The 23,699-nt window shown below is 68.8% G+C and carries 22 protein-coding genes; 13 read left to right on the plus strand and 9 right to left on the minus strand.

All coding sequences use genetic code 11. The annotated features are described in order from the left end of the window. Nucleotides 1–12: 12 nt before the first annotated feature. A complete protein-coding gene (rarD, locus tag OX958_RS05500; protein ID WP_270136074.1) occupies nucleotides 13–921 on the minus strand; it encodes an EamA family transporter RarD in 909 nt (302 codons plus the stop codon). A gap of 107 nt (nucleotides 922–1,028) precedes the next feature. Between rarD and OX958_RS05505 the strand changes: the two genes are divergently transcribed. Beyond that, nucleotides 1,029–1,781 carry a sugar phosphate isomerase/epimerase family protein gene (locus OX958_RS05505; protein WP_270136075.1) on the plus strand — a complete coding sequence of 251 codons (753 nt, stop codon included), beginning with the start codon at nucleotides 1,029–1,031 and terminating at the stop codon, nucleotides 1,779–1,781. Between the two features lie 52 nt (nucleotides 1,782–1,833). After that, on the plus strand, nucleotides 1,834–2,868 hold the full coding sequence (locus OX958_RS05510) for a TRM11 family SAM-dependent methyltransferase (RefSeq protein WP_270136076.1): 1,035 nt from the start codon (nucleotides 1,834–1,836) through the stop codon (nucleotides 2,866–2,868). A gap of 30 nt (nucleotides 2,869–2,898) precedes the next feature. Here the strand turns inward: OX958_RS05510 and OX958_RS05515 are convergent, their stop codons facing one another. Together OX958_RS05515 and OX958_RS05520 are read right to left on the minus strand one after the other, a co-directional pair. Further along, the gene (locus tag OX958_RS05515) at nucleotides 2,899–4,317 is read right to left on the minus strand and encodes a hypothetical protein (protein WP_270136077.1); all 1,419 of its coding nucleotides are present in this window, start codon (nucleotides 4,315–4,317) and stop codon (nucleotides 2,899–2,901) included. Next, nucleotides 4,314–4,874, minus strand: coding sequence for a SigE family RNA polymerase sigma factor (locus tag OX958_RS05520; protein WP_333486488.1), 561 nt, complete (start codon nucleotides 4,872–4,874; stop codon nucleotides 4,314–4,316). The genes OX958_RS05515 and OX958_RS05520 overlap by 4 nt, the downstream gene beginning before the upstream one ends. A 176-nt stretch (nucleotides 4,875–5,050) precedes the next feature. Between OX958_RS05520 and OX958_RS05525 the strand changes: the two genes are divergently transcribed. Next, nucleotides 5,051–5,788 carry a D-Ala-D-Ala carboxypeptidase family metallohydrolase gene (locus OX958_RS05525; protein ID WP_270136078.1) on the plus strand — a complete coding sequence of 246 codons (738 nt, stop codon included), beginning with the start codon at nucleotides 5,051–5,053 and terminating at the stop codon, nucleotides 5,786–5,788. A gap of 10 nt (nucleotides 5,789–5,798) precedes the next feature. Here the strand turns inward: OX958_RS05525 and OX958_RS05530 are convergent, their stop codons facing one another. Both OX958_RS05530 and OX958_RS05535 read right to left on the minus strand, forming a co-directional pair. Further along, on the minus strand, nucleotides 5,799–6,455 hold the full coding sequence (locus tag OX958_RS05530) for an HAD family hydrolase (protein WP_270136079.1): 657 nt from the start codon (nucleotides 6,453–6,455) through the stop codon (nucleotides 5,799–5,801). Beyond that, on the minus strand, nucleotides 6,452–7,603 hold the full coding sequence (locus OX958_RS05535; RefSeq protein WP_270136080.1) for an alpha-hydroxy-acid oxidizing protein: 1,152 nt from the start codon (nucleotides 7,601–7,603) through the stop codon (nucleotides 6,452–6,454). The genes OX958_RS05530 and OX958_RS05535 overlap by 4 nt, the downstream gene beginning before the upstream one ends. Before the next feature lie 70 nt (nucleotides 7,604–7,673). Here OX958_RS05535 and OX958_RS05540 point away from each other — a divergent pair, with 70 nt between their 5' ends. The 6 genes from OX958_RS05540 (at nucleotide 7,674) to OX958_RS05565 (ending at nucleotide 13,525) form a co-directional block, all read left to right on the plus strand. Then, a complete protein-coding gene (locus OX958_RS05540) occupies nucleotides 7,674–8,873 on the plus strand; it encodes an MFS transporter (protein ID WP_270136081.1) in 1,200 nt (399 codons plus the stop codon). A 66-nt stretch (nucleotides 8,874–8,939) separates the two neighbouring features. Continuing rightward, nucleotides 8,940–10,187 (plus strand): DUF445 domain-containing protein, encoded by a 1,248-nt coding sequence (locus tag OX958_RS05545; protein ID WP_270136082.1) that lies wholly within the window; start codon nucleotides 8,940–8,942, stop codon nucleotides 10,185–10,187. Nucleotides 10,188–10,320: 133 nt separating this feature from the next. Beyond that, nucleotides 10,321–10,662 carry a helix-turn-helix domain-containing protein gene (locus tag OX958_RS05550; RefSeq protein WP_270136083.1) on the plus strand — a complete coding sequence of 114 codons (342 nt, stop codon included), beginning with the start codon at nucleotides 10,321–10,323 and terminating at the stop codon, nucleotides 10,660–10,662. Beyond that, nucleotides 10,659–11,552, plus strand: a complete 894-nt coding sequence (locus OX958_RS05555) for an ImmA/IrrE family metallo-endopeptidase (protein WP_270136084.1) — start codon at nucleotides 10,659–10,661, stop codon at nucleotides 11,550–11,552. The genes OX958_RS05550 and OX958_RS05555 overlap by 4 nt, the downstream gene beginning before the upstream one ends. Further along, on the plus strand, nucleotides 11,549–12,172 hold the full coding sequence (locus OX958_RS05560) for a hypothetical protein (protein WP_270136085.1): 624 nt from the start codon (nucleotides 11,549–11,551) through the stop codon (nucleotides 12,170–12,172). The genes OX958_RS05555 and OX958_RS05560 overlap by 4 nt, the downstream gene beginning before the upstream one ends. Nucleotides 12,173–12,199: 27 nt before the next feature. After that, nucleotides 12,200–13,525: a hypothetical protein gene (locus OX958_RS05565; protein WP_270136086.1), complete on the plus strand. Its 1,326-nt coding sequence runs from the start codon at nucleotides 12,200–12,202 to the stop codon at nucleotides 13,523–13,525. 93 nt (nucleotides 13,526–13,618) lie between these two features. Here OX958_RS05565 and OX958_RS05570 read toward each other — a convergent pair whose 3' ends face one another. Together OX958_RS05570 and OX958_RS05575 are read right to left on the minus strand one after the other, a co-directional pair. Further along, complete coding sequence (locus OX958_RS05570) at nucleotides 13,619–14,698, minus strand: 2-oxoacid:ferredoxin oxidoreductase subunit beta (RefSeq protein ID WP_270136087.1); 1,080 nt, start codon at nucleotides 14,696–14,698, stop codon at nucleotides 13,619–13,621. Further along, nucleotides 14,695–16,662, minus strand: coding sequence for a 2-oxoacid:acceptor oxidoreductase subunit alpha (locus OX958_RS05575; protein WP_270136088.1), 1,968 nt, complete (start codon nucleotides 16,660–16,662; stop codon nucleotides 14,695–14,697). The genes OX958_RS05570 and OX958_RS05575 overlap by 4 nt, the downstream gene beginning before the upstream one ends. Before the next feature lie 274 nt (nucleotides 16,663–16,936). Here OX958_RS05575 and OX958_RS05580 point away from each other — a divergent pair, with 274 nt between their 5' ends. From OX958_RS05580 to OX958_RS05595, 4 genes are all read left to right on the plus strand, one after another. Then, entirely contained in the window at nucleotides 16,937–17,752 is an 816-nt protein-coding gene (locus OX958_RS05580; RefSeq protein WP_270136089.1) for a hypothetical protein, read from the plus strand. 10 nt (nucleotides 17,753–17,762) lie between these two features. Beyond that, nucleotides 17,763–18,116 (plus strand): NADH-quinone oxidoreductase subunit A, encoded by a 354-nt coding sequence (locus OX958_RS05585; RefSeq protein ID WP_270136090.1) that lies wholly within the window; start codon nucleotides 17,763–17,765, stop codon nucleotides 18,114–18,116. Nucleotides 18,117–18,191: 75 nt separating this feature from the next. Then, entirely contained in the window at nucleotides 18,192–19,208 is a 1,017-nt protein-coding gene (locus OX958_RS05590) for a dipeptidase (protein WP_270136091.1), read from the plus strand. 245 nt (nucleotides 19,209–19,453) lie between these two features. Then, nucleotides 19,454–19,645: a hypothetical protein gene (locus OX958_RS05595; RefSeq protein WP_270136092.1), complete on the plus strand. Its 192-nt coding sequence runs from the start codon at nucleotides 19,454–19,456 to the stop codon at nucleotides 19,643–19,645. Between the two features lie 125 nt (nucleotides 19,646–19,770). Here OX958_RS05595 and OX958_RS05600 read toward each other — a convergent pair whose 3' ends face one another. Both OX958_RS05600 and OX958_RS05605 read right to left on the minus strand, forming a co-directional pair. Continuing rightward, nucleotides 19,771–20,583 carry an NPP1 family protein gene (locus OX958_RS05600; RefSeq protein WP_270136093.1) on the minus strand — a complete coding sequence of 271 codons (813 nt, stop codon included), beginning with the start codon at nucleotides 20,581–20,583 and terminating at the stop codon, nucleotides 19,771–19,773. Nucleotides 20,584–20,707: 124 nt separating this feature from the next. Beyond that, nucleotides 20,708–23,629, minus strand: a complete 2,922-nt coding sequence (locus tag OX958_RS05605; RefSeq protein WP_270136094.1) for a helix-turn-helix transcriptional regulator — start codon at nucleotides 23,627–23,629, stop codon at nucleotides 20,708–20,710. Nucleotides 23,630–23,699 lie beyond the last annotated feature (70 nt).

Raw genomic sequence — 23,699 nt, forward strand, 5'->3', positions numbered from 1 at the left:
GCGTCTGAACGACTACGCGGGCGCGGTGACGGGATCGAGCCGCGAGGGCCGGCGACGGCGGGTCAGACCGTCCCAGCTGAAGATCACCAGCGCCAGCCAGACCAGCCCGAAACCGGCCCAGCGCATCGGCGTCATCTGCTCGCGGAAGACCACGACGCCGACGACGAACTGCATGATCGGCGCGATGTAGTTCAGCAGCCCGAGGGTGGTCATCGAGACCCGCGTCGCCGCGGCACCGAACAGCAGCAGCGGTACGGCGGTGATCGGTCCGGTCAGCAGTACGAGGATCAGGTAGCCGGCGCCCTGGTGTGTGACGGTCGCGTCACCCTGGACGGCGAGCACCAGGATCGCGATCAGCGCCAGCGGCGCGACGGTCGCGGACTCGACCGCCATTCCCTCGATCGCGCCGGCGCCGGCCTTCTTCTTCGCCAGGCCGTAGAAGCCGAACGAGAAGGTCAGGATGATCGCCACCCACGGCGGCCGGCCGTTCTCGACGGTCAGCCCGGCGACGGCCAGGAACGCGACCCCGACCGCGATCCACTGGGCCACCCGGAGCCGTTCCTTGAGGATGATCACGCCGAGCAGCACGGTGAACAGCGGCGTGATGAAGTAGCCGAGCGAGGTCTCGACGATCCGGTCGTGGTTGACGGCCCAGATGTAGGTGCCCCAGTTGACCGAGATCAGCACCGCGCCCGCGACCAGCGGCCACCGCCGGCGCGGCTCGGCCAGCAGTGCGCGCACCTGACCGAAGCGGCGGCGGAGCAGGACCAGCGCCACGATCGTGACCAGTGACCAGAGGATCCGGTGGGCCAGCAGTTCGACCGCGCCGGAGGAGTCGATCAGCTTCCAGTAGAGCGGGAACAGCCCCCAGATCAGGTACGCCGCGAAGCCGAAACCGAATCCTCTGCGTTGCTCTGGCACGCTGGCGAGTCTAGATCCTGCGTCAGTGGTGTCAATGCGGTTAGCTCATGACGTGAGACGGGCTTTGCGGATGAGGTTGGATAGGGGCAGGACGAAGGAGGTACGGCGTGGGTGTGAGGACCGGTCTGGTCTCGGTGACGTTCCGGCAGTTGGCGGTCGACGAGGTCGTCGAGGTGGCCAGGAAGGCAGGGCTCTCGGCCATCGAGTGGGGTGGTGACATCCATGTCCCGCTCGGCGACCTGGCGGCGGCCCGCAAGGCCCGCGAGCTGTGCGAGGCGAGCGGGATCGCCGTCGCGGCGTACGGGTCCTACCTGCGGGCAGGCAGCGTCGACCGCGAAGAGATCCGTACCGCGGTCAACACCGCCGCCGAGCTGGGCGCGCCCCGCATCAGGGTGTGGGCCGGCACGGTCGGTACCGCGGAAGCCGGGGTGGGGGACCGGATGGCGGTGACCCGCGGGCTCGCCGAGCTGGCCGATGTCGCGGCCGGCTCCGGGATCGAGATCGCGATGGAGTTCCACCGCGGAACGCTGACCGACGAGGTCGACTCGACCATCACGCTGCTGCTCGACGTGGGCGCGCCGAACCTGACGACGTACTGGCAACCGCCGGTCGACCTGGACGACGCCGAGTGCCTGGCGCAGCTCGAGTCCCTGCTGCCGTGGCTGTCCACCGTTCACGTCTTCTCCTGGTGGCCCTCCAACAACCGGCTCCCGCTGGCCGCCCGGGAGTCGCTGTGGCGCCCGGTCCTCGACCGGCTGGCCGCCGAGCCGCGCGAGATCAACGCGCTGCTGGAGTTCGTGGCCGACGACTCGGTGGACCAGTTCTCCACCGATGCCGCGCAGCTGCACAGCTGGGTCTGACCGGCTGCGGTAAGGTGCGTCGCTCACCAAACACTCGGGAACTGCAGGAGAGATGGCTCGCTACGCACTACTTGTTCTGCCGTCGACCAATCGGGTGTACGCCGAGTCGTCGATCGCGCTGACGATGGCCGAGCTGGCTCTCTTCGGGCAGCGGGCGCTCGACGCGGACGTCACCGAGATCGGTGAGACCCGCATCGGTGGCGTCCCGTACGTGACGTTCGAAGCCGAGGAGCTCTCGGCGGCCGACGCCGCCAAGCTGGCCAACCTGGCCTCCATCTACGCGCTGTTCCGGCTGGACGGGAAGCTGCTCGAGCCGGTCGAGCTGCGGTCGCTGGACAAGCTCGACAGCGATCTGATCAGCATCCAGAAGTACCAGGGCAAGACCAACGAGCTGTTCACCAAACTGCTGCTGAACGTGACGCTGCTGTCGTCCGCGTTCGGCCCGCAACTGCTGGAGCGCCGGTTCAGCGTGATCGATCCGCTCTGCGGGCGCGGTACGACCATGAACCAGGCGCTGATGTACGGGTTCGACGCCGCCGGGGTGGACGTGGACCGCAAGGACTTCGACGCCTATGCGACGTTCCTGCAGACCTGGCTCAAACGCAAGCGCCTCAAGCACGACGCCGAGGTGGTCCGGGTACGCCGCGAGCACCAACTGGTGGCGCACAGGTTCCAGGCGTCGTTCGGGCTGACCAAGGAAGCCTGGAAGGACGGCGACAAGTTCAACCTGTCGTACGTCAACGCCGACACCACCAAGGCGCTGGAGTTCCACAAGCGCGGCAGCTTCGACCTGGTCGTGACGGACGCGCCGTACGGCGTACAGCACGGCAGCCGGACCGCCGAGAGCGGCCTGCACCGCAGCCCGATCGACCTGCTCAAGGCGGCGGCGCCGGTCTGGGCCGGCCTGCTCCGGTCCGGCGGCGCGCTCGGGATCGCCTGGAACACCAACGTCGCCCGTCGCTCCGCTGCCATCGAAATCCTTGCCCAGGCAGGGCTCGAGCCTCTCGACGAACCGCCCTACCAGGACTTCGTCCACCGGGTCGACCAGGCGATCGTGCGCGACATCCTGGTCGCCCGCAAACCTTGAGCTGCCGGCAGCGGGGTTGCCGGTCGTGGCTCAGTCGGGCAGATAGAGGGCCAGGAGCAGCTCATCTGAGGTGTTCTTGTCGGCGCCGGTCACGGTCACCGAGGCGGTCTTGGGCGACGGGCTGGCGGCCTCGCCGATGGTGCCGATGCCGCCGCCGGAGGTCGACGAGTTCTCACGCAGGCCGGTCATGCTGACCTTGGCCTTCGCGTTGCCCACCCCGGTAAGGCCGAACGACACCACGTACGGCGTGTTGACCGGCATCTCTGCCGTGATCTTGCGAACGGTGGCGACCGGGACATGGCGAACCTCGTGCAGGCGGTAGTTGCGGCCGCTGTACTCGCGGATCTCGTCGAGCATGGTCTCGCCGATGACCCGCTGGCTGCCTTTCGCGTAGATGCCGAGGCCGATCCGGTCCTTCGTTGCCTTGACCCGGCGGCGATTCTTGTCCACCAAGTGCACCTCCACCTGCACCTGGTCGCCGGTCTGGAACCCTAGTGACAGGCTGGTCAAGGACCCGCCGACGGCATCGGTCGATTCGCCGGAGCAACCGCCGGTGCTGTACGGCTTGCCTTTGATGCTGATCTCGAGCTGGTACACGGGATCGGTCCCCAGGGTGGTCGCCGTACAGAAGTCGCTGACCACGAGCGGGCCGCCCGGGTTCTCGAAGGTGAACGCGAATCCGGTCTGGCCACGGTCGGCGATCTTCGCCGCGACCAGAGTGTCGCCGCCGACCTTGGCGCGGTAGCGGAAACCGTCCTTGACGTAGTCGGCCTCGGAGGTGGGCGGTGCCTGCGTGGGTGGGCCGTCGGCCGGCCGCGACGCGGTCCGGTAGATGCCCAGGGCAACTTGAGTCTCCTGGTCGGGGACCGGGCGGCCGTTCGCGTCCGTGAGCCGGGCGACGACTCGGGCAGCCTTGCCGTCCGGGGCGGCGATCCACAGCGTGTTGTCCGCGAGGATGTTGATCCCGAGTCCGGGCGAGTCCGGTTCCTGCTCCGGCGCCGGCTCGGTGTGGCAGTCGGTCCTGCCGACGACATGGTCGTTGACCGAGATCGTGACGTGATGGCCGGTTTGGTTGCAGTAGGCCACGAAGCGGGTGTCCCGTACCGTCGGAGTCCAGCTGAAGTCGAGGGTGTTCTGGCCGCGGTCCCCGATCCAGCCCTTCTCCAGCCGGTCCTGGCCCTCCATGCCGCGCAGGACCAGGCCGTCCTTGGCGTAGTCGCGCGGTACGTCGTCCTTGGCCGGCTGGGGCGTCGAGGTGGTGAGGTTCGGCAGGATGCCGAAGGCGAAGGCGGCCACGATGGCCACGCCGCCGGCCGCGCCGGCTGCTCCCGCCTTGCGGCGGCGCTTGGTCCGGGCGATCTTGCGGCGTACGCCGTCCAGCAGGTCGGGCGTCTCGTCGGTGCTGTCGGCGCGGGCGGTCAGTTCGTCGCGCAGGTCGGTGAGCTTCATCGTGTGGCCTCCCGGTCAGCGACGGTGTCGATGGTCAGCAGGGCCGGGTCGAGACGCAGCTTGGCGAACGCCTTGCTGGCCTGGCTCTTCACGGTGCCGGTGCTGCACCCGAGGACGCGAGCGGTCTCTGCCTCGGAGAGGTCCTCGTAGTAGCGCAGTACGACGACCGCGCGCTGCCGGCGCGGAAGCCGTTGCAGGGCCCGCCATACGTCGGTGCGCTCCTCGGCGCTCGCCTGTACCGCGGACTCGGGCAACTCCTCGGTCGGTTGCTCGCCGTTCCAGCGGCGGCGCCACCAGGAGGCGTAGGTGTTGACCATGATCTTGCGGACGTACGGCTCGGGGTCGCCGCCCTCGATCCGGGACCAGGCGAACCACGCCTTGGCCAGGGCGGTCTGCACCAGGTCCTCCGCGAGGGCGTGGTCCTGGGTCAGCAGGTAGGCGGTCCGCAGCAGTCTGCGGGACCGCGCGAGTACGAACGCGTCGAACCCCTCAGCAGCCGTCACCGGTCGCCCCGTTTCCCGTGCACGCAGCGTGAGCGTGCTGTCGTCGATGGTCACATCATGCTCGACCGCCGGGGCCCACCGATCGGTTGCCCGCCATCTGCCGTTCGTCGAAAAGTTTCATCCGAGCTCTGGCCAAGTGGTGGATAGTCACGGAATGGTGGTCGTGACAGCGCGTTTCGCCCCGAATGCGTACCGGAGGTAGTTCGATGCTGAAATACTTTTCTCGGCCTGTGCCCAGAATTCTGGCCATCCTGGCGTTGTTCGCCGCAATGCTCGGCGCCACTGTCACCACCCAGGTAGTGACCGCGACCAAGGCGCACGCCGATGGCTGCTACACCTGGAACCGCCCACTCAGTCAGGGCACCAGCGGCGAGGACGTCCGCCAGTTGCAGATCCGCGTCGCCGGCTATCCGGGGTACGGCGGTCACATCGCGACGGACGGAGTCTTCGGGCCCGCCACCAAGGCAGCGGTGGCGCGCTTCCAGACGGCGTACGGGCTGACGTCCGACGGGATCGCCGGCGCGGCCACCTTCACCAAGCTCTACGCGTTGCAGGACGACGACTGCACGCCGATCCACTTCACCTATGCCGAGCTGGACGACGGCTGCGGCGGCTCCGGGTACGACGGTGGCCCGTTGTCCGAGGCGGCGACCAAGGCCAACGCGCTGCAGACGATGTGGCAGCTCGAAGCTCTGCGGCACGCACTCGGCGACAAGGCGCTCACCTTGAGCAGCGGCTTCCGCAGCATCCCGTGCAACCGCCAAGTCGGCGGTGCGAGCAACAGTGAGCACCTGTACGGCCGGTCGGCCGACGTCATCGGGGTGCACTCGTTCTGCACCATCGTCAAGCAGGCCCGGTACCACGGCTTCGGTGGCATCCTCGGCCCTGGATACCCCGGTCACAACGACCACGCCCACATCGACATCCGCAGCAGCAACTTCTGGTCCGCGCCCAGCTGCGGAATCTAGAACGCTCTGATCAAACCGTCTGGATCAGCTGATCCAGGGTGATGCCCGCCGGCCGGTCGAGGTGCTCCGCACTGAGACCGGCCGCGCGGGCGCCCAGAACGTCCAGCTCCAGGTTGTCGCCGATCATCAAGGTTTCGGCCGGATCCACGCCGAGTGCCTCGCAGGTCAGCCGGTACGCCGCCGGCGCGGGTTTGCTGCAGCCCAAGCCGTCCGAGGTGGCCACCACGTCGACCTGATCGGCCAGACCGATCGCCGCCAGCTTGGCGTTCTGCTGCGTGGTGGCTCCGTTGGTCAGCACGCCGATCCGCCAGCCGTTGCTCTTGGCAACCTCAAGGGCGCGCCGGGCATCGGGGAAGGCCTGCCAGCTCTGTTCGTAGAGGGTGAGGAAACCCGCGAACACGGCGTCGAGCTCGTCGTCGGTGGCCGGTACCGGTTGCCCGATCAGCGGCAGGAAGTCACGCAGCCGCCCGCGCCGCTGGCCCTGATGAGTCAGCCGCCCCTCCAGCCAGCCGTTGAAGTTGCGTTCCTCGACCACGAACCACTTCGCCAGCAGGTCGTCGGTCAACTCCACGCCGGCCAGGGCCGGAAGCCAGGCGCGCAAGGCCGTGGTGACCGAGGCGCTGTGGTCGAAGAGCGTGTTGTCCAGGTCGAAGATGACCGCCTTCACCCGGACACGACCGACGTCCGGTTGAGTTCGCGGTGGTTGGCGTAGCCGGACAGGGCCAAGGTGAGATCGAGCTCGGCCAGCAGGCAGCGCAGTACGTGCTCGACTCCGGCCTGGCCCGCGAGCGCGAGGCCGTAGAGGAAGGGCCGGCCGAGCAGCACGGCCTTGGCGCCCAGAGCGAGGGCCTTGGCGGCGTCGGAACCGGTCCTGACGCCCGAGTCGAAGAGGATCGTCACCTGCTCACCGACGGCGTCCGCGATCGCCGGCAACGCGTCCAGCGCGGCGATCGCACCGTCGACCTGGCGGCCACCGTGGTTGGAGACGACCAGCCCGTCGACGCCGTGCTCGGCCGCGAGCTTGGCGTCGTCGACCGAGGTGATGCCCTTCAGCACGATCGGGCCGTCCCAGTTGTCCCGCAGGAAGGACAGCTCGTCCCAGCCCAGCCCGACGTTGGGGAACATCTGCGCCCAGTGCATCACCGCGGCCGTCGGGTCCTCGGCGACCGGTTTGGCGAGCTTGGCCTGGAAAGCGGGGTCGGTGAAGTAGTTCGCCAGGCCCTCGCCCTTGAGGAACGGCAGGAAACCGCGGTCCAGGTCGGCCGGGCGCCAGCCGATCGTGCCGGTGTCGAGGGTGACCACCAGGACGGAGTACCCGTTGTCCTTGGCGCGCTGGAGGAAGCTGAGGCAGACGTCCTTGTCGGTCGGCCAGTACAGCTGGTACCACTTGCTGTCCGCCTCGATCTGCTCGAACGAGTGACTGGCCTGGGTGGAGTGCGTGTAGGTCAGCCCGAGCGCGGCGGCGGCCCGAGCGGTCGCCAGTTCGCCGTCGGGATGCGCCAGCGTCTGAACGCCGACCGGCGCGATCAGTACGGGCGCCGGCATCTTGGTGCCGAGGATCGTGCAGGACAGGTCCCGCTCGGTGCTGCCGCGCAGCATCCGCGGCACGATCCGCCACCGGTCGAACGCGGCCAGGTTGGCGCGAGCGGTCGAGCCGCTGCCGGCGCTCGGCACGATGTAGCCCATCGCCTCGGCGGACAGACTGCCCGCCGCCTGCGACTCCAGCCGGGACAGATCGGTGGTGATCTCCGGCAGGGTGTTCTGGAACATCCCCTGCACGTAGATGCTCAGCTGGTGGTCACCGTAGTTCGCCATGCTGGATGCTTTCACGTCCGGCCGCGAGGACTCAACGGTCCGGATGCGACAATCAGGTGTGACAAGTTCGATGACTCCTGACAATCCGCCGACCTCGCGGCATGTCGGCCTGGCGCTGCTGGCGCTGGCGACCGGCGGGTTCGCGATCGGGACCACCGAGTTCGTCACGATGGGGCTGCTGCCGCAGATCGCCGACGGGGTGGAGATCTCGATCCCGACGGCCGGGCACATCGTCGCGGCGTACGCGATCGGGGTGGTGGTCGGGGCGCCGGTGATCGCGGCGCTCGGCGCGCGGACCGGGCGCAAGCGGCTGTTGCTCGGGCTGATGGCGGTCTTCGTGCTCGGCAACCTGCTGTCGGCTGTTGCCAACAGCTACGAACTGCTGATGGCGGCGCGGTTCCTGACCGGCCTGCCGCACGGGGCGTTCTTCGGTATCGGGGCGGTGGTCGGCGCGTCGATGGTGCCGGTGAACCGGCGGGCCTGGGCGGTCTCGATGATGATGGTCGGGCTGCCGGTGGCCAACATCGTCGGCGTACCGGTGACCACGCTGCTCGGGCAGAAGTACGGCTGGCAGTTGCCGTTCGTTGCCGTCGGCATCCTCGGGTTGCTGACCCTGGTCGCGGTCTGGTTCTGGGTCGGGCCGCAGCGGGTCGGCAACGACGTGAACGTCCGCAGCGAGCTGAGCGCGCTGGCCAAGCCGCAGGTGTGGATGGCGTTGCTGGTCGGCATGGTGGGCTTCGGCGGGATGTTCGCGACGTACTCGTACATCACGCCGACGATGACCGAGCTGGCCGGGTTCAGCGAGGCGGCGGTGACGATCGTGCTGGCCGTCTACGGCATCGGCATGACCGGCGGCACCCTGGTCGGCGGCCGGCTGGCCGACCGCGCGCTGATGCCGAGCCTGTACGGCGGACTGGTCGCGGTCACCATCGTCCTCGGGACCTTCGGCTGGCTGGCCCAGAGCAAGGCGGGCGCGCTGATCGCCGTTTTCGCGATGGGCTTCAGTGCCAGCATCCTGATCCCGGCGCTGCAGACCCGGCTGATGGACGTCGCCCACGAGGGACAGTCGCTGGCGGCTTCGCTCAACCACTCCACCCTCAACGTCGCCAACGCCCTCGGCGCCTGGCTCGGCAGCGTCGTACTGTCGGCCGGGTATGGCTACGAGTGGCCCAGCCGGGTCGGCGCCGTCCTGGCCGTCGCGGGGCTGGTACTGGCGCTCGTCTCGGGGCAAATGGATCGCAGGAGCGCCAGGACAACTGTCTCCGCCTGACAGATCAGGGGCGGCTCCGGGTGGCGCCTGAGCCGGGATCTTTCGGTGGGTTGGTTGGATGGGGGTATGGCGACCTTGACCTTGAGCGGCCCGGACCTGGAACGCCGGCGCGGGCTGCGGCAGATGCGGGCGGTGGCACTGTCGCTGCTGGTGCTGGCGGCGGTGGTCTACGTGCTGACTCTGCACGACACCGGCGCATGGGGATATGTGAACGCGGCCTCCGAGGCGGCGATGGTCGGCGCGCTGGCGGACTGGTTCGCGGTCACCGCGCTGTTCCGCCATCCGCTCGGGCTGCCGATCCCGCACACGGCGATCGTGCCGACCCGCAAGGACGCCCTGGCCGAGAGCCTGGAGCAGTTCGTCACCGAGAACTTCCTGTCCGAGGAGGTGATCGGCGAGAAGATGCGGACCGCGGAGGTGAGCCGCCGGGCCGGCGAATGGCTCGCCGTGGGCAACCACGCCGAGCGGATCGTCGAGGAGGGCGTCCGCACGATCGGCGCGGCCCTGCCGAAACTGGGTGACGACGACGTCACCACGTTCGTCCGCGGCTCGCTGCTGCCGCGGTTCGCCGAGGAGCCGCTCAGCCCGATCGCGGGGCACTTCCTCGGCTCGGTGGTCGACGACGGGGCACACAACGCGCTCTTCGACCTGCTGATGGTCGAGGCGTACGACTGGCTGGCCGAGAACCGCGACCTGCTGGCCGAGGTGGTCGGCCCGCGGGCGCCGCGCTGGTCGCCGCGATGGGTCGACTCGCTGGTGGTGGACCGGATCCATCGTGAGGCGCTGACCTGGCTGGCCGCAGTACGGGACGATCCGCTGCATCCGGCCCGCAAGGCGCTCGACCGGCTGCTGCTGCAACTCGCCGACGACCTGCAGAACGACCCCGAGATGATGGACCGGTTCGAGGCGTTCAAGCGGCGGATGCTGACCCACCCCGACATGGGCACCAGCCTGACCGCCGTCTGGGACGCCGTCCACACCGCCCTGATCGGCGCGATCGGCGACCCGGAAGGCCCGCTCCGCCTCCGCGCCACCCAGAAGATCAAGGACCTCGGCCACCGCCTGCAGACCGACCAGCCGCTGATCACCAAGGTCGACACCCGCGCCGCCGAAGCCGTCGGCTACGTCGTCCGCACCTACGGCACCGAGATCGTCTCGATCATCTCCGACACCATCGAACGCTGGGACGGCCGCGAAGCCGCCGCCCGGATCGAACTCCACGTCGGCCGCGACCTCCAGTTCATCCGCATCAACGGCACCATCGTCGGAGCCCTGGTCGGCCTGATCATCCACACCTTCAGCGAGCTGATCTAGGAATCTGTCAGCCGCCGTGAAGTGGCTCGAAGTACTCCGCGCGACCCCACCGCGGCGCACTGATAGGGGCGCGCAACTTGGCAGAGGACCCCTTCCCGAATAGACTGAATCACTACGAGGGGAAGTGATTCAGATGGATCAGAGAACCGGATCTTCGGACCGGATCGAGGCTGCTCGCAAGGCAGCCGGCCTGAGCCAGCGCCAGCTCGCCGAGATGGCCGGTATCGCTCAGGCGACGCTCTCGCGGATAGAACAAGACATCCGGCCGGCCAAGATGAACGAGATTCTCGCGTTGGCCTGGGCACTTGGCTGCCCGGCGTCCGAGTTGATGGCGTGCTCGGGAGTACGGGACCGGCTTGAGTGTGTCGCCCGAGCCACCGAGCAGTCCGGCATGGAGACCATGCGGGGCGAACTGGGGCACTACCTCGAACTGGACGCCTATCTCGAAGATCAGGGGATCGCGCCGCAGCTATGACTGCCGAAGATCAGGGACGAGCCCGGGCCGAGGAGTTCCGGGCGGAGCATCGACTCGGGAACGTCCCGCTGCCGGACCTCGTCAGTCTCATCGAATTGACGCAGGGCATCGACGTCGCGGTGCTTGACGCGAAGCCGGATGAGCACGGTATGACCATGCGAGACCCGGTCCGCGATGTCGTGGTCGTGGCAGTCGCGACGACCAGAAACCCGATGCGCCAGCGAAGTACTCTCGCGCATGAACTGGGGCACGTCTTGTTCCGTGACTTCGGTCCCGCGACGGCCGGCGGCTGGGATCAAAGGAGTCCGGAAGAGATTCGTGCGGATGCGTTTGCCCGGCATCTCCTCGTCCCGTTGGTGGGTCTGAGGACGATCCTTGCCGACCGCAACGTTGCTGGCGCGGAACTGGTCTCGGTCTCCGATCTCTCCAACCTCGTGCAGAGATTCAAGGCCTCTCCGAGTCTGGTGACCATTCAGCTGCACGTGGCCGGGCTGATCGGTCCCGCGCAGAAGAGTGCATGGATGGCGTTGTCCGCCAGAAGTCTGGCGTCCCGCTTCGGATGGTCCGACCTGTACGAGGGCTGGCAGCACGAGTCGGAATCGCGGCGCGCTCCACAGCGACTGCTGTCCAGAGCTATTCAGGGCTACATGGCGAACGTGGTCTCGCTCCAGGCCGTTGCCCGGTTGCGCGGCCTGCCGGCCGAACAGATCGCCGCCGAGTTCGAAGACGCAGGGATCACACCCGTCGTCCTCGAACCGCCTGCCCTGCCGGCTGTTTCGCCGGACCGGCCCGACACTGACTTCAGTGATCTGGATGCCCTGGAAGACGCCGCCGGTGAGCTTCCTGCCGTGGACGAGCAGGGTGAGGGGCCGGGGGCGCATGCCGGATGATCGACCCCACTATCGTCGATGCCGGGCCCGCACTGAATTTCTTCTCGATCAACAAGGAACGTCTCCTCTTCGACGCCATCGGCAAGATCGCCGTACCTGAAGCAGTTGCCAGTGAGATCACCCGAAGGTCGGCCGGAGACGCACGGTTCCGGGCCGCAGGCGAGGTTCTGGCGAAGCTTTCGAGAACCGACTGGTTGAGAGTTCTGTCGGACGACGAGACTCCGCAGTTGGCCGCCGCTGTGCTGCGCATCGACACCCTGCCGATGGCAGAACGGATGAGGCGATCGAAGGACCTCGGCGAGATCATGGTTCTTGCGCACGCCGCAGTCCAGGCCGACGCCGGACGTGACGTGGTTGTCCTGATCGACGACGGAGGTGGCGTCCGTCTGGCGGCGAGTGAAGCCGCCCGGCTCGCTCGGCTGCGCAGTCAGGGCCGCAAAGTCGGGACACTCAGCCTGATGGGCACGCTGGATGTGCTGGAGCGTGCAGCCGGCCGTAAATACCTTCCCGACCGAGATGCGATGCGTCGGATGTACAGCCAGCTGCGCGGCTGTGACGATGGGCTGGTCGACATCAAACAGACTGGGTTGTTGTCCAGGCGTGTTTGGTCTGAGGACTAGCTTCTCGTCGGTCTGTACTCTGCCCTCATGAATGGGACCGGGGGGCCGGACCGCAAGTGGGGCCGGGTTTGGGTTGTTGGAGCTTCGGTCCTGGCGGTCGTGGCGGCAGGCGGGGTGGCGTACGGCGTACTCGGGCGGGACGAGGTGCCGAAGGCGAGCGTGGGGGCTTCTGTGACGCCGTCGGCGACCGGGGCGGTGGTGTCGGCCGAGGAGCTTGCCGAGCAGAAGATGGCGGCGGGGATCGACGTTGCGCTCAAGGGGCGGGCTGCTGCCTTGCAGAGTGGAACGCTGGCGCAGTTTTTGGCGTACTCCGATCCGAAGAACGTCAAGCAGCTCGAGCGCGACCGGCAGGTGTTCGCCAATCTGCGGTTGATCGGGATGAAGCAGGTCAGCTATCTGCGGCAGCTCAGCTTCACGCCGGAGTTGCGGCCGAAGCTCGGCAAGAACGCGCGGGCGGTGCGGGTCAAGATGCTGACGCAGATCGCGGGGATCGACCCGGCGCCGAGGCTGACCCAGCTGGGGTTCGCCCTGGTCGAGCGCGGTGGCCGGTGGCTGGTCGTGGATGACGACGACGCGGAGGCGGGGGAACGCGGCGACGGGCGCGAACCGTGGGAGATCGGGCCGATCGAGGTGTCGCGTGGGCGCGGCGTACTGGTCATCTCCTCGCCGGGCGACGGGGAGAACGGCCGGCGGCTGGTGAAGGAGGCACTGGCGGCGGTGCCTGCGGTCCAGGCCGCCACCAAGCGTGCTCAGGCCGGCATCCTGGTCGTCGCGATGGCCGGAGCGCGCTCGTGGGATCAGACGACGATCACCGGTGGGCACCCGGCCGACGCGGTGGCCATTCCCAATTTCACGCCGACGAACGCCGAGGCCACGGAGTACAAGGTCACCGCCAGCCGGATCGTGATCAACCCGACCGGGCGGAAGAAGACGGATCGCTTCCTGCTTGCACACGAGTTCGTTCACGCGGCGATGGCGCCGCTCGGTGACGGTGCGCCGATCTGGCTGGTGGAGGGCTACGCCGAGTATGTGCAGTACCGGCTCCTCGAGCGGAGCAACTACAGCGACTGGGTGGCCGGCGAGCGCCGGCAGTTCCGCAGTACGGCGCGGAAGTCGCTGGTGGTGCTGCCGATCGACGGCGTGTTCCACGGCGACTACGACGAAAGCAGTTACGGCATCGCCTGGATCATCGTGGAGCACCTGGTGAAGAAGTACGGCCAGTCCACCGTCAACGCGTTCTACGCCGAGCTCGCGAAGGGCCTGGACGACCCGGCCCTTCGCGACCAGGCCCTGCTCAAGTACTTCAAGCTCACCGACGCGGCCCTGGTCGCCGCGGTGAAGAAGGCGAGCTAGGGCGTGTCTCCAGCCCCTGTGCGTGCTGCGCGGCACTCGGCACGGCACCTCGCCGAGCACCGCTCGCTACTGAACAGGGGTTGGAGACACGCCCTAGGCGACCGTCCAGGTGTCGGAGCCGTTGATCAGGGACTGCAGATCCCCACCGGACTGGGACTCCTTGGAGGTGGCCACCTGCTGGCGGACCTGATCGTCGTACGCCGGACGGTCGACCGCCCGGAACACGCCGATCGGGGCCTGGTGCAGGACGCCGCCGTCGGTCAGGCGGGACAGCGCGAACGCGTACGCCGGGTCCTCGGTGTGCGCGTCGTGAATGACCAGATCGGACTCGCCGCCCGGCAGCTCCGCGACCTCACGGACGGCCAGCGACGCGAAGCCGTCGCGGACCACGCCGAGATGGCCGTCGGTGCCGAAACGGATCGGTTCCCCGTGCACCAGCGGGATGATCGCGTCGTCCCTGGTCTCCGGGTTCTTGATCGCGTCGAAGGCGTTGTCGTTGAAGATCGGGCAGTTCTGGTAGATCTCCACGAACGCCGTACCGCGGTGCTCGGCCGCGGCCCGCAGTACCGAGGTGAGGTGCTTGCGGTCGGAGTCGACCGTGCGGGCGACGAAGGTGGCCTCCGCGCCCAGCGCCAGCGAGACCGGGTTGAAGGGGTTGTCGACCGAGCCCATCGGGGTCGACTTGGTCACCTTGCCCGGCTCGGAGGTCGGTGAGTACTGGCCCTTGGTCAGGCCGTAGATCCGGTTGTTGAACAGCAGGATCTTCAGGTTCACGTTGCGCCGCAGCGTGTGGATCAGGTGGTTGCCGCCGATCGACAGCGCGTCGCCGTCACCGGTCACCACCCAGACACTCAGGTCCGGCCGGGCCACCGCGAGCCCGGTCGCGATCGCCGGCGCGCGGCCATGGATCGAGTGCATGCCGTACGTCGAGAGGTAGTACGGGAAGCGCGACGAGCAGCCGATCCCCGAGACCATCGCCACGTTCTCGCGCTTGATCCCCAGCTCGGGCAGGAAGCCCTGGAACGCGGCCAGTACGGCGTAGTCGCCGCACCCCGGGCACCAGCGAACCTCCTGGTCCGACACGTACTCCTTGCGGTTCTGCGGTTCGGTGGCAGCCGGTACGCCGGCCAGCCCGCCCGGCAGGCTCGGCAGTCCGAGATCGACGGTGCTCACAGTGCTCCCTCCGGGTGGTGGATGCCGTTCGGCTGAACCTTCAGCGCCTCGCCGTGGGTCAGCGCGGCAGCGGCCTCGCCGAGATGGCGGGCGTCGTCGTCGATCCCCTCGGTCTCCTCGACCAGGTTGCCGATCACCTCGGCCAGTTCGGCGGCGCCCAGCGGCATGCCGCGGACCTGCGCGTAGGAGACGACGTCGATCAGGTACTTCGCGCGCAGCAGCATCGCGAGCTGGCCGAGGTTCATCTCCGGCACCAGGACCTTGTCGTACCGCGCGAGCACCTCGCCGAGGTTCGCCGGGAACGGGTTCAGGTGCCGCAGGTGGGCCTGGGCGATCTTGCCGCCGACCTTGCGGACCCGGCGGACGCCGGCCCCGATCGGGCCGTAGGTGCTGCCCCAGCCGAGCACCAGCACCTTCGCCGTACCGTCGGGGTCGTCGACCTCCAGTGGCGGCACGGTGATGCCGTCGACCTTCGCCTGGCGGGTGCGGATCATCAGATCGTGGTTCGCCGGGTCGTAGGAGATGTTGCCGGTCCTGTCCTCCTTCTCGAGACCGCCCACGCGGTGATCCAGGCCCGGCGTACCGGGGATCGCCCAGGCACGCGCCAGGGTCTCCGGGTCGCGGACGTAGGGAAGGTAGACCGGTTCGCCCTTGTCGTTGGTCGCGTTCGGCTCGGTGGTGAAGTTCGGGTCGATGGTCGGCAGGTCGTCGACCGTCGGCACCTGCCAGGGCTCGGAACCGTTGGCCAGGTAGCCGTCGGAGAGCACCATCACCGGAGTTCGGTAGGTGACCGCGATCCGGGCCGCCTCGACCGCGATCGAGAAGCAGTCGGCGGGGGACTGGGCGGCGATCACCGGCAGCGGCGACTCGCCGTTGCGGCCGAACATCACCTGCAGCAGGTCGGCCTGCTCGGTCTTGGTCGGCATCCCGGTCGACGGGCCGGCCCGCTGGATGTCGCAGACGATCAGCGGCAGCTCCAGCATCAGCGCGAGACCGATCGTCTCGGACTTCAGGCTGATCCCGGGCCCGGACGACACCGTCACGCCGAGGGCGCCACCGAACGACGCACCCAGGGCGGCGCCGACCGCGGCGATCTCGTCCTCGGCCTGGATCGTGGTCACGTCGAAGCGTTTCAGCTTGGACAGCTCGTGCAGGACGTCGGAGGCCGGCGTGATCGGGTAGGCGCCGAGCACCAGCGGCAGACCGGTCCGCGACGCGCCCGCCACCAGGCCGTACGCCATCGCGAGGTTGCCGGAGATGTTGCGGTAGGTGCCGGTCGCCATCCGGGCGGGTTTCACCTCGTACCGGACGGAGAACTCCTCGGCCGTCTCGCCGAAGTTGAAGCCGGCCCGGAACGCGGCGATGTTGGCGTCGCGGATGTCGGGTTTGCCGGCGAACTTGGTCTGCAGGAACTCGATCGTCGACTCGACCGGCCGCTGGAACAGCCAGGAGACCAGACCGAGGGCGTACATGTTCTTGGCCCGGGAGGCGTCCTTGCGGGACAGCCCGAACTCCTTCACCGACTCCACCGTCATACCGGTCAGATTCAGGCCGATCACGTGGTACGCCTCGAGCTCGCCGTTCTCCAGCGGGTTCTCGTCGTAGCCGATCCGCTTCAGGTTGCGGGCGGTGAAGTCGGCGGTGTCGATGATCAGGGTGGCGCCGCGCGGGACCTCGGGCAGGTTCGCCTTCAGGGCCGCCGGGTTCATCGCGATCAGGACGTCGGGCGCGTCGCCGGGGGTGAGGATGTCGTGGTCGGCGAAGTGCAGCTGGAACGACGAGACCCCCGGCAGGGTGCCGGCAGGGGCCCGGATCTCGGCCGGGAAGTTGGGCAGCGTCGACAGGTCGTTGCCGAACGATGCGGTCTCCGCGGTGAAACGGTCCCCGGTGAGCTGCATCCCGTCGCCGGAGTCACCGGCGAAACGGATCACCACGCGGTCGAGCTGCTTGACCTCGATCGTCACTGGTCTGTCATCTCCAAGTCAGAGCTTGGGCCGGCCGTCCTCTGGCGAAGACAGGCCGATCCCCCGCGGTCGGGCGGTACCTCAATCTTAGGTCGCCGTACGAACGGAACCACGGACACGACGGCATGGTCCACAGCCTGGACCGACTTGACGCGCGAACCGGCCGGGGTGACTGAGAGCAGTCGTTCGCTTGCCAACTGCAGTCAGGTCCGGCAAGGTGTCTTCATCTGGCTGTGATCTATCCCGGGTGCCACTCGGGCTCGAGGGAGTTCCAATGGGCGTTCGCCCGTTCTTTGCCCTGTTGGCCGCCGCGGTAGTGCCTCTCGCCGGCTGCGCCGCTACTCCGGCCCCGGCCGAGAGCGCCCTGTCGGTGCAGGACGCGAAAGCCGTACCGGCCGCGGTCGCGACGACTCCGGTCCGGACCGTGAAGATCACCAGCATCAGGACCACCGACGCGACCAAGGGCGTGCTGACCGTGGTCGGGCAGATCACGCCGGCGCCCGCGGCCAGGTCGCGGGTGTCGCTGCAGCGCTGGTCGTCGAGCGGGCGCAAGTGGGAGGAGATCGGCCACGGCGTCACGGCCGGTACGAGCATCACGATCCCGCCGACAGTGCCCGGATCGGTGAAGACGTACCGGTTGTCGATCGGCGCGCAGGCGCCGTACGCCGCGGCCGTCTCGCCGATGATCAGCTTCTCGCACTACGTCTACCGCGGGATCTTCAAGAAGCCGGTGCTGGCCGCCGGCGGCAAGGGGCACCCGCAGTTCAACGTCGTACCGGCGAGTGAGGGTCCGCGGCGGGCCGAGGCCGAGTTGCTGGCCGACAGGGCCGGGCTGGTCTGGGGCGACGTCGACACCACCGGTTGCCGCTGGGTGCGCACGTGGCTGGGCAACATCACCGACGGCACGATCCGGGCGTCCCTGCTGAACGGCGCCAAGGTGGTCGGCACGACGGACATGAAGCAGGAGACCGAGACCTGGCTGAACCGGGACATCCTCGGTGTCACCAGGCTCCGCCTGCAGGTCGCCGACCTGAAATCCGGCTACGGCCCGATCGTCGCCGTCGACGCGCTGCTGCTCTGCACCAATTAGTCTTGACCCCGTGCAGACCTACGGCGTCATCGGCGCGATCGTCGTCCTCGGCCTGCTCGGACTGCTGGGTGCGTTCGCGCTGAACAAGGCGCTGACGATCACCTACTCGACCCCGGACAAGCTGAAGACCTACGAGTCCGGGGTGGACCCGGTCGGTGAAGGCTGGGCCCAGGTCCACATCCGCTACTACCTCTTCGCCTACCTCTACGTGATCTTCGCCGTGGACGCGGTCTATCTCTTCCCCTGGGCGACTGTCTTCGCCTCGGTCGGGGTGGCCAGCCTGATCGAGATGTTCGTGTTCCTGGCCTTCGTCACGGTCGGCCTGCTCTACGCCTACCGCAAGGGCGTCCTCAGCTGGACCTGATCCCCTTCGCCGGCTCGCTCTGCGGGAGCGGCGACGTTATAGCGTGGCGGCACAGCCGACACCTGAGGGGCACCGATGACGGATCTGCACGGCGACGCGGTAGTGGCCGACGCGCACAACGACCTGCTGATGCTGGTCGCGCGGCGACCCAAGGAGAGCTGGGTCGAGTACTTCCGCGACCGCTGGATCCCGCAACTGCGGGCCGGCGGGATCGACGTGCAGGTGCTGCCGGTCTTCCTCGACCACGAGTTCCTGCCGGAGGGCGCGCTGCGGGAGACGCTCCGGATGATCGAGGCCGCGCACCGGATCGCCGAGGGCAACGCCGACCAGGTGACGCTGTGCCGGACCGGCGCGGAGATCGACGAGACGGTCGCGGCCGGCCGGATCGCGCTGGTGCTCGCGCTCGAGGGGTGCCCGCAGATCGACAAGGACGTCGAGCTGTTCCAGACCCTGGAGCGGCTCGGGGTCCGGATGGCGTCGTTCACGCACTTCGGCCGCAGCGCGCTCGGCGACGGCTCGGGTGAGGACGCGACCGGCAGCAGGCTGACGAAGGCCGGCGTCGAGGCGGTCGGGGCGCTGGAGGAGCTCGACGTACTGATCGACGTCTCGCACGTCGGCCGGCGCGGGGTCGAGCACATCCTCGAGCTGGCGACCAAGCCGGTCGTCGCCTCGCACTCGAGCGCCTTCGCGCTGCGCGAGCACCACCGCAACCTGACCGACGAGCAGTTGCGCGGGATCGCGGCCACCGGCGGGGTGGTCTGCGTCAACTTCTTCGCCGGTTTCCTGACCGGGGACCCGGCGCCGACCGTCGAACACCTGGCCGACCACATCGAGTACGTCGTGAGCGTGGCCGGGGAGGACCACGTCGGTCTCGGCAGCGACTTCGTCGACGAGGTGTTCGCGGAGAAGATCCCGGCCTGCGACCGGCCGCTGGTGATCGAGGGCGTGGACACCGCGATCCTGGTCCCGGGGCTCGAGGGACCGACCGGGATGCCGCTGGTCACCGAGGCGCTGCAGAAGCGCGGGATGCCCGACCCGGTCCTCCGCAAGGTGCTCGGTACGAACCTGGTCCGGGTCCTGCACCGGGCCTGATCCGGTCACCGAGAGTCACCTGACGCGACAGCCGGAGATTGTTGCCTACTCACCGTTGGTCATTGCATCGGACAACTATCGTGTTCGGAAACCTCGCTCTGTAACGGTATGCGATTGAACTGTCGCCATTTACCGAGATCGGAGTTACAGTCATTACCAGGGGGAACGGGGCGATTACGGGGCGGTGGGGCATGTCTTGGCAACTCTGGGTATTGATTGCGGCGGCAGCCAGTGGAGTCGCGGCAGTGCTGCTGGTGAAGCTCAGCCAGGCGCAGGAAGTCTTCGAGCGCATCGTCGAGCCCGTTCCGAGACAGCGTCCGGACCTCGATCTGATCCGTCCCGGCGAGCCGGTCAGAGCAGTTCGCCGGCCGGCTGCCAGGCCGCTCTGGTTCCCACAGACCGCCCATCCACAGCACCGGACGCGCGGCCACCACTGATCGTGGCGCGCGCCTCCCGGTGATCGTGGGCGCTCACCCGCACGACCTCGGCTCCTGGGCCACCTACCCCCCTGGCCCCGGACCCCAGAGTGCGGCTGGGCGCCCACTTCTGTGCTCGGCAGGTGTCAGGCCCAGGGGTCGAAGGGGATGGCGGCAGGCTTGGCGGCGTTCAGCAGATTGCGGAAGCGGTCGTCCTTGTCGGTGATCTTGATGGTGGCCGCACCGAAGTTGGCGTTCATCAAGGTGTCGCGCAGGCCGGTGCTGGGCCAGCCGTTCCAGTCGACCAGCGGCGGATAGCGCCAGTTGTGGTAGTGGTTCTCCGGCGGCTCGTCGTTGGAGTTGGCCAGCCGGAAGAAGTGCGTGCTGGCGCCGTCCTTGTGGTAGACGACCTTCGGGTGCGAGCCGTCGAAGCGGACCTGTGAGCGGGGATAGGTCACCCGGGTGCTGTGCTGGGTCGTGGTCACGTACTCGACCTGGTTGGCCGCCTGGTTGATCCACGAGATGACATGCTCGAAGTCGTGGCGGTGGCCGCCGAGACCACTGCCGGCGACCGCCTGGTCCTTCTCGAAGTAGCTGGCGTAGACGACCGCGCACCAGCCGTTGTTGCACTTCGACCGGGCGTAGGTCTGGGAGTTGTCGAGGTCGGACTGGTCGCGGCAGTTGCCGTTGACGGCGCCGGTGGTGTTCAGCCCACCGTTGAGGGTGCCGTCCGGGCCGATCGCCGGGGTGGCGTAGCACCCGTCGCCGTCGTAGTCGTACGCCGGGGAGAAGGACGACTCCCAGCCACCGGCGTTCTGCGGCAGGTGCGGCGGCGGGGCGGCCCAGGCGGCGGCGGCCGAAGTGACCATCAGCGCGGCGGTCCCGAGGGCGATGCCCAGCAGGCGGCGCCGGCGGCGTGAGGAGGTGGGGGCGGATTCAGGGGGCGACAGCTTTTTCATGCTTCGCTCTTTTCGGCAGGTCGCGGGGCGGTGCGAACGCTGTCGAGGATGACACCTGCAGGGCACTTCGGTACATACTTCACGTGACCAAGAATCGACGCTGGGTGAACTTCAGGCTCCCGGCTCAGTCGAGCAGCCCGTCCCGCCGGGCCACCGCGGCAGCCTCGGTCCGGCTGCGGACGCCCAGTTTGGCCAGGATGTTGGAGACGTGGACGCTGACCGTCTTCTCCGAGATGTAGAGCTCCCGGGCCAGTTGACGGTTCGTCCGGCCCTCGGCCAGCAGAGCCAGTACTTCGGTCTCGCGCGCCGTGAGCGTCGCCGGACCGGTGCCGGCTCCACCGGCCGCTCCGCCCAGCTCCTCGAGCAACGGCTTCGCGCCGAGCGCCCGAGCGGTGTCCGTCGCCAGTGCGACCTGCTCGTTGGCGTCGGCCACCCGGCCGGCTGCTCGCAGGGCCGCCGAGAAGTGCAGCCGAGACCAGGCCTGCTGATGGACGTCGCCGTACCCGAAGGCGTCGACCGTGCGGTGCCAGGTGGCGACGTGCTCGGCCGGAGTCGGGGGATCGAGGTCGGCCAGCCAGCGGAGACGCTCCCATTCCGCCTCCAGTCTGGCCAGCCACGCGATCCCCTCGACCCCCAGCACCCGGCCGGGCGGCATGCCCTTCTCGGCCGTCGTCTGCCCGGCCGAGACCAGCTCGGCGCCACGGGCGACCAGCTCCTTGGCGGCGGTCGGCTCGTGGACGACGCGCTGGCAGAGCACCTGCAACCCCAGCGTCGAGAAGCGGATCCGGGCCATGAACCAGTCGGTCTGGAAGACGTCCGCGCACAGCGCCGTCACGTCGGCGAGCAGCTTCTCCGCCTCGGCCGGCTTGTTGAGCTGGCGATAGGCGTCGACGGCAGGCTGCAGCCCGATGACGGGCAGCATGATGTCGAGCGTCCACCACTTGCGCAGGCGCTCCATGTCCGCGGCGACCGACGTGTCACCGCGCCCACCCCGCACGGCCAGCCCGACCCCGCGCAACGCCGCCTCGGCTGCCGCGGGCGTCATCGAGTCGGACTGGGCGGTGGCGGCGGCGTCGTCCCACTCGCCCATCACGAACTGTGTCAGCGCGAGCATCCGCCGCGCATCGAACCCGTACGCCGCCCACTGACGCCCCAGCTCACCCGCTCGCTGGTACGCATGCTGCAAGGCCGTCTTGGCGCTGGCCAGGTCACCCATCTCGTAGTGGTTCGACCCCAGCAGGAACCGGCTGCGAACCTCGGCTGCCGGGTCACCGGCGAGCTGCGCCCGCACCGCGGCCTCCTCCAGCTGCCTGGCCGCGGCCACCGGGTCGCCGGCCCGCCGCCGCAACTGGGCGAGCGTGATGCCGGCATCCCCCGCGGCGGACTCCTGGCCCACCTCCCGGGCGATCTGCAGCGCTTCGTGCGCCCAGCGCTCCGCCTCCATCGGCCGACCGAGCGCATCCGAGACCCGCGCGTACATCGACGCGACCTGCGCCTTGAACACGCTGGCCGGCTCGTCCGAGGTCAGCCGCAGTGCCTGCGAGATCGCCTCGTTCGCTTCCTGGTCCTGGTCGATGATCAAGGCGATGTCGGCCAGCGGCATCAGCAACTGGGCCCGCTGCAGTCGCGGCGCGTCGGCCGGCAGCTCGGCCAGCGCCTTGCGCAGCAGTTTGAGCGCCCGCAGTTGCTGCGCGGACAGCGCTGCCGCTGCCGCGGTCTCGACGACCAGCCAGGTCTTGTCGATCGCCGCGTCGGCTGCGGCGTTCGGGTAGAGCTCCAGCGCCATCTCGTAGTGCTTCAACGCCTCCTGCGGCGCCGCCACCGAGATCGCCTCCTGGCCGGCCCGCACGCGTGCTTCGAAGGCGGTCGCCAGGTCGTGGGACCTGGTCGCGTGCCCGGCCAGCTCCGCCGCGGTACCGGCGACGGTCTGGTCCTTCAGCGCCTTCGCGTACGCCGCATGCTGCCGCACACGCTCGCCCGGCAACAGGTCGTCGTAGACGGCCTCGGCCAGCAGTGCATGCCGGAAGTAGTAGCTCGCGTTGCCCGGGTGCTCGATGATGTGCGCGTCGATCAGCTCGCGCAGCGCGGCATCCAGCTCCCGGTCGGGCAGCCCGGCCACAGCGGTCAGCAGGGTGTGCGGAACGCGCCGGCCGGCCACCGCGATGACCCGGGCGACCTGACGGGCGTCATCGGACAGTGGGTCGAGCCGGACGAGCAACAGGTCGGCCAGGTCGGGCGGCACCGCGTCGGCGTCACCCATCGACGCGGCGGCGACCAGCTCTTCGGTGAAGAACGCGTTGCCGCCGGCACGGTCGAGGATCCGCAGCTCCTCCGCCTCCGGCAACGGCTGGGTGAGCAGCGCGGTCAGCAGCGTCCGGGAGTCGGTGGCGTCCAGCGGGAGCAGGCTGACTCGGCGTACGCGCGGATTGCGGGACCACTCGGCGATCGGCCGCCGCAACGGGTGCCGGCGGTGCAGGTCGTCGCTGCGGTAGGACACGACCAGCGCGAGCCGCTGCGAGGTCAGCCGGGTGATCAGGAAGCCGATCAGGTCGCGGCTGGAGTCGTCGGCCCAGTGGGTGTCCTCGATGATCACCACCAGCGGTTCGCTGGTCGACAGTGCGGTGAAGGCCCCCAGTACGGCGTCGAACAGCGCGGCGCGATCCAGCTGGCCCTCCTGCGGAACGGCCTGCGCGCCGATCAGCCGGTGGGTCGGCAGCAGCCGGCCGATCGCCGGGAAGTTGGTCAGCACGCTCTCGACCACCTCCGGCCGCTCCTCGGCGAGCCGGCCGAAGATCTCGGTGAACGGCAGGTACGGCAGGCCGGCGTCGCCGAAGTCGGTGCAGTGCCCGACCAGTACGCCGAACCCGCGCTCGTGCGCGCCGGTCGCCACCTCGTCGAGCATCCGGGTCTTGCCGACCCCGGCGTCACCGGACAGCAGGATCGCCCCGGCGCGGCGGGTCTTCGCCTCGTCCACGGCGCTGAGCAGGGCGGCCAGCTCGGTCGAGCGGCCGACGAGAGGTGTCGAGGTCCAGGGCACGTCGTCCATCTTCGCCCCTGGCGCCGACACAAATCGACGGCATCCCGTCCGATCTCCGGCCGATGGCCGGGAAACCTGG

The organism is Kribbella sp. CA-293567 (assembly GCF_027627575.1).
Taxonomy (GTDB): Bacteria; Actinomycetota; Actinomycetes; order Propionibacteriales; family Kribbellaceae; genus Kribbella.

Excerpts from the sequence above, each read along its gene's own strand:
- OX958_RS05510 (WP_270136076.1), top strand. The coding sequence starts at position 1,834 with ATGGCTCGCTACGCACTACTTGTTCTGCCGTCGACCAATCGGGTGTAC.
- OX958_RS05515 (WP_270136077.1), bottom strand. The coding sequence starts at position 4,317 with ATGAAGCTCACCGACCTGCGCGACGAACTGACCGCCCGCGCCGACAGC.
- OX958_RS05535 (WP_270136080.1), bottom strand. The coding sequence starts at position 7,603 with ATGGCGAACTACGGTGACCACCAGCTGAGCATCTACGTGCAGGGGATG.
- OX958_RS05540 (WP_270136081.1), top strand. The coding sequence starts at position 7,674 with ATGACTCCTGACAATCCGCCGACCTCGCGGCATGTCGGCCTGGCGCTG.
- OX958_RS05545 (WP_270136082.1), top strand. The coding sequence starts at position 8,940 with ATGGCGACCTTGACCTTGAGCGGCCCGGACCTGGAACGCCGGCGCGGG.
- OX958_RS05550 (WP_270136083.1), top strand. The coding sequence starts at position 10,321 with ATGGATCAGAGAACCGGATCTTCGGACCGGATCGAGGCTGCTCGCAAG.
- OX958_RS05555 (WP_270136084.1), top strand. The coding sequence starts at position 10,659 with ATGACTGCCGAAGATCAGGGACGAGCCCGGGCCGAGGAGTTCCGGGCG.
- OX958_RS05560 (WP_270136085.1), top strand. The coding sequence starts at position 11,549 with ATGATCGACCCCACTATCGTCGATGCCGGGCCCGCACTGAATTTCTTC.
- OX958_RS05565 (WP_270136086.1), top strand. The coding sequence starts at position 12,200 with ATGAATGGGACCGGGGGGCCGGACCGCAAGTGGGGCCGGGTTTGGGTT.
- OX958_RS05580 (WP_270136089.1), top strand. The coding sequence starts at position 16,937 with ATGGGCGTTCGCCCGTTCTTTGCCCTGTTGGCCGCCGCGGTAGTGCCT.
- OX958_RS05590 (WP_270136091.1), top strand. The coding sequence starts at position 18,192 with ATGACGGATCTGCACGGCGACGCGGTAGTGGCCGACGCGCACAACGAC.
- OX958_RS05600 (WP_270136093.1), bottom strand. The coding sequence starts at position 20,583 with ATGAAAAAGCTGTCGCCCCCTGAATCCGCCCCCACCTCCTCACGCCGC.
- OX958_RS05605 (WP_270136094.1), bottom strand. The coding sequence starts at position 23,629 with ATGGACGACGTGCCCTGGACCTCGACACCTCTCGTCGGCCGCTCGACC.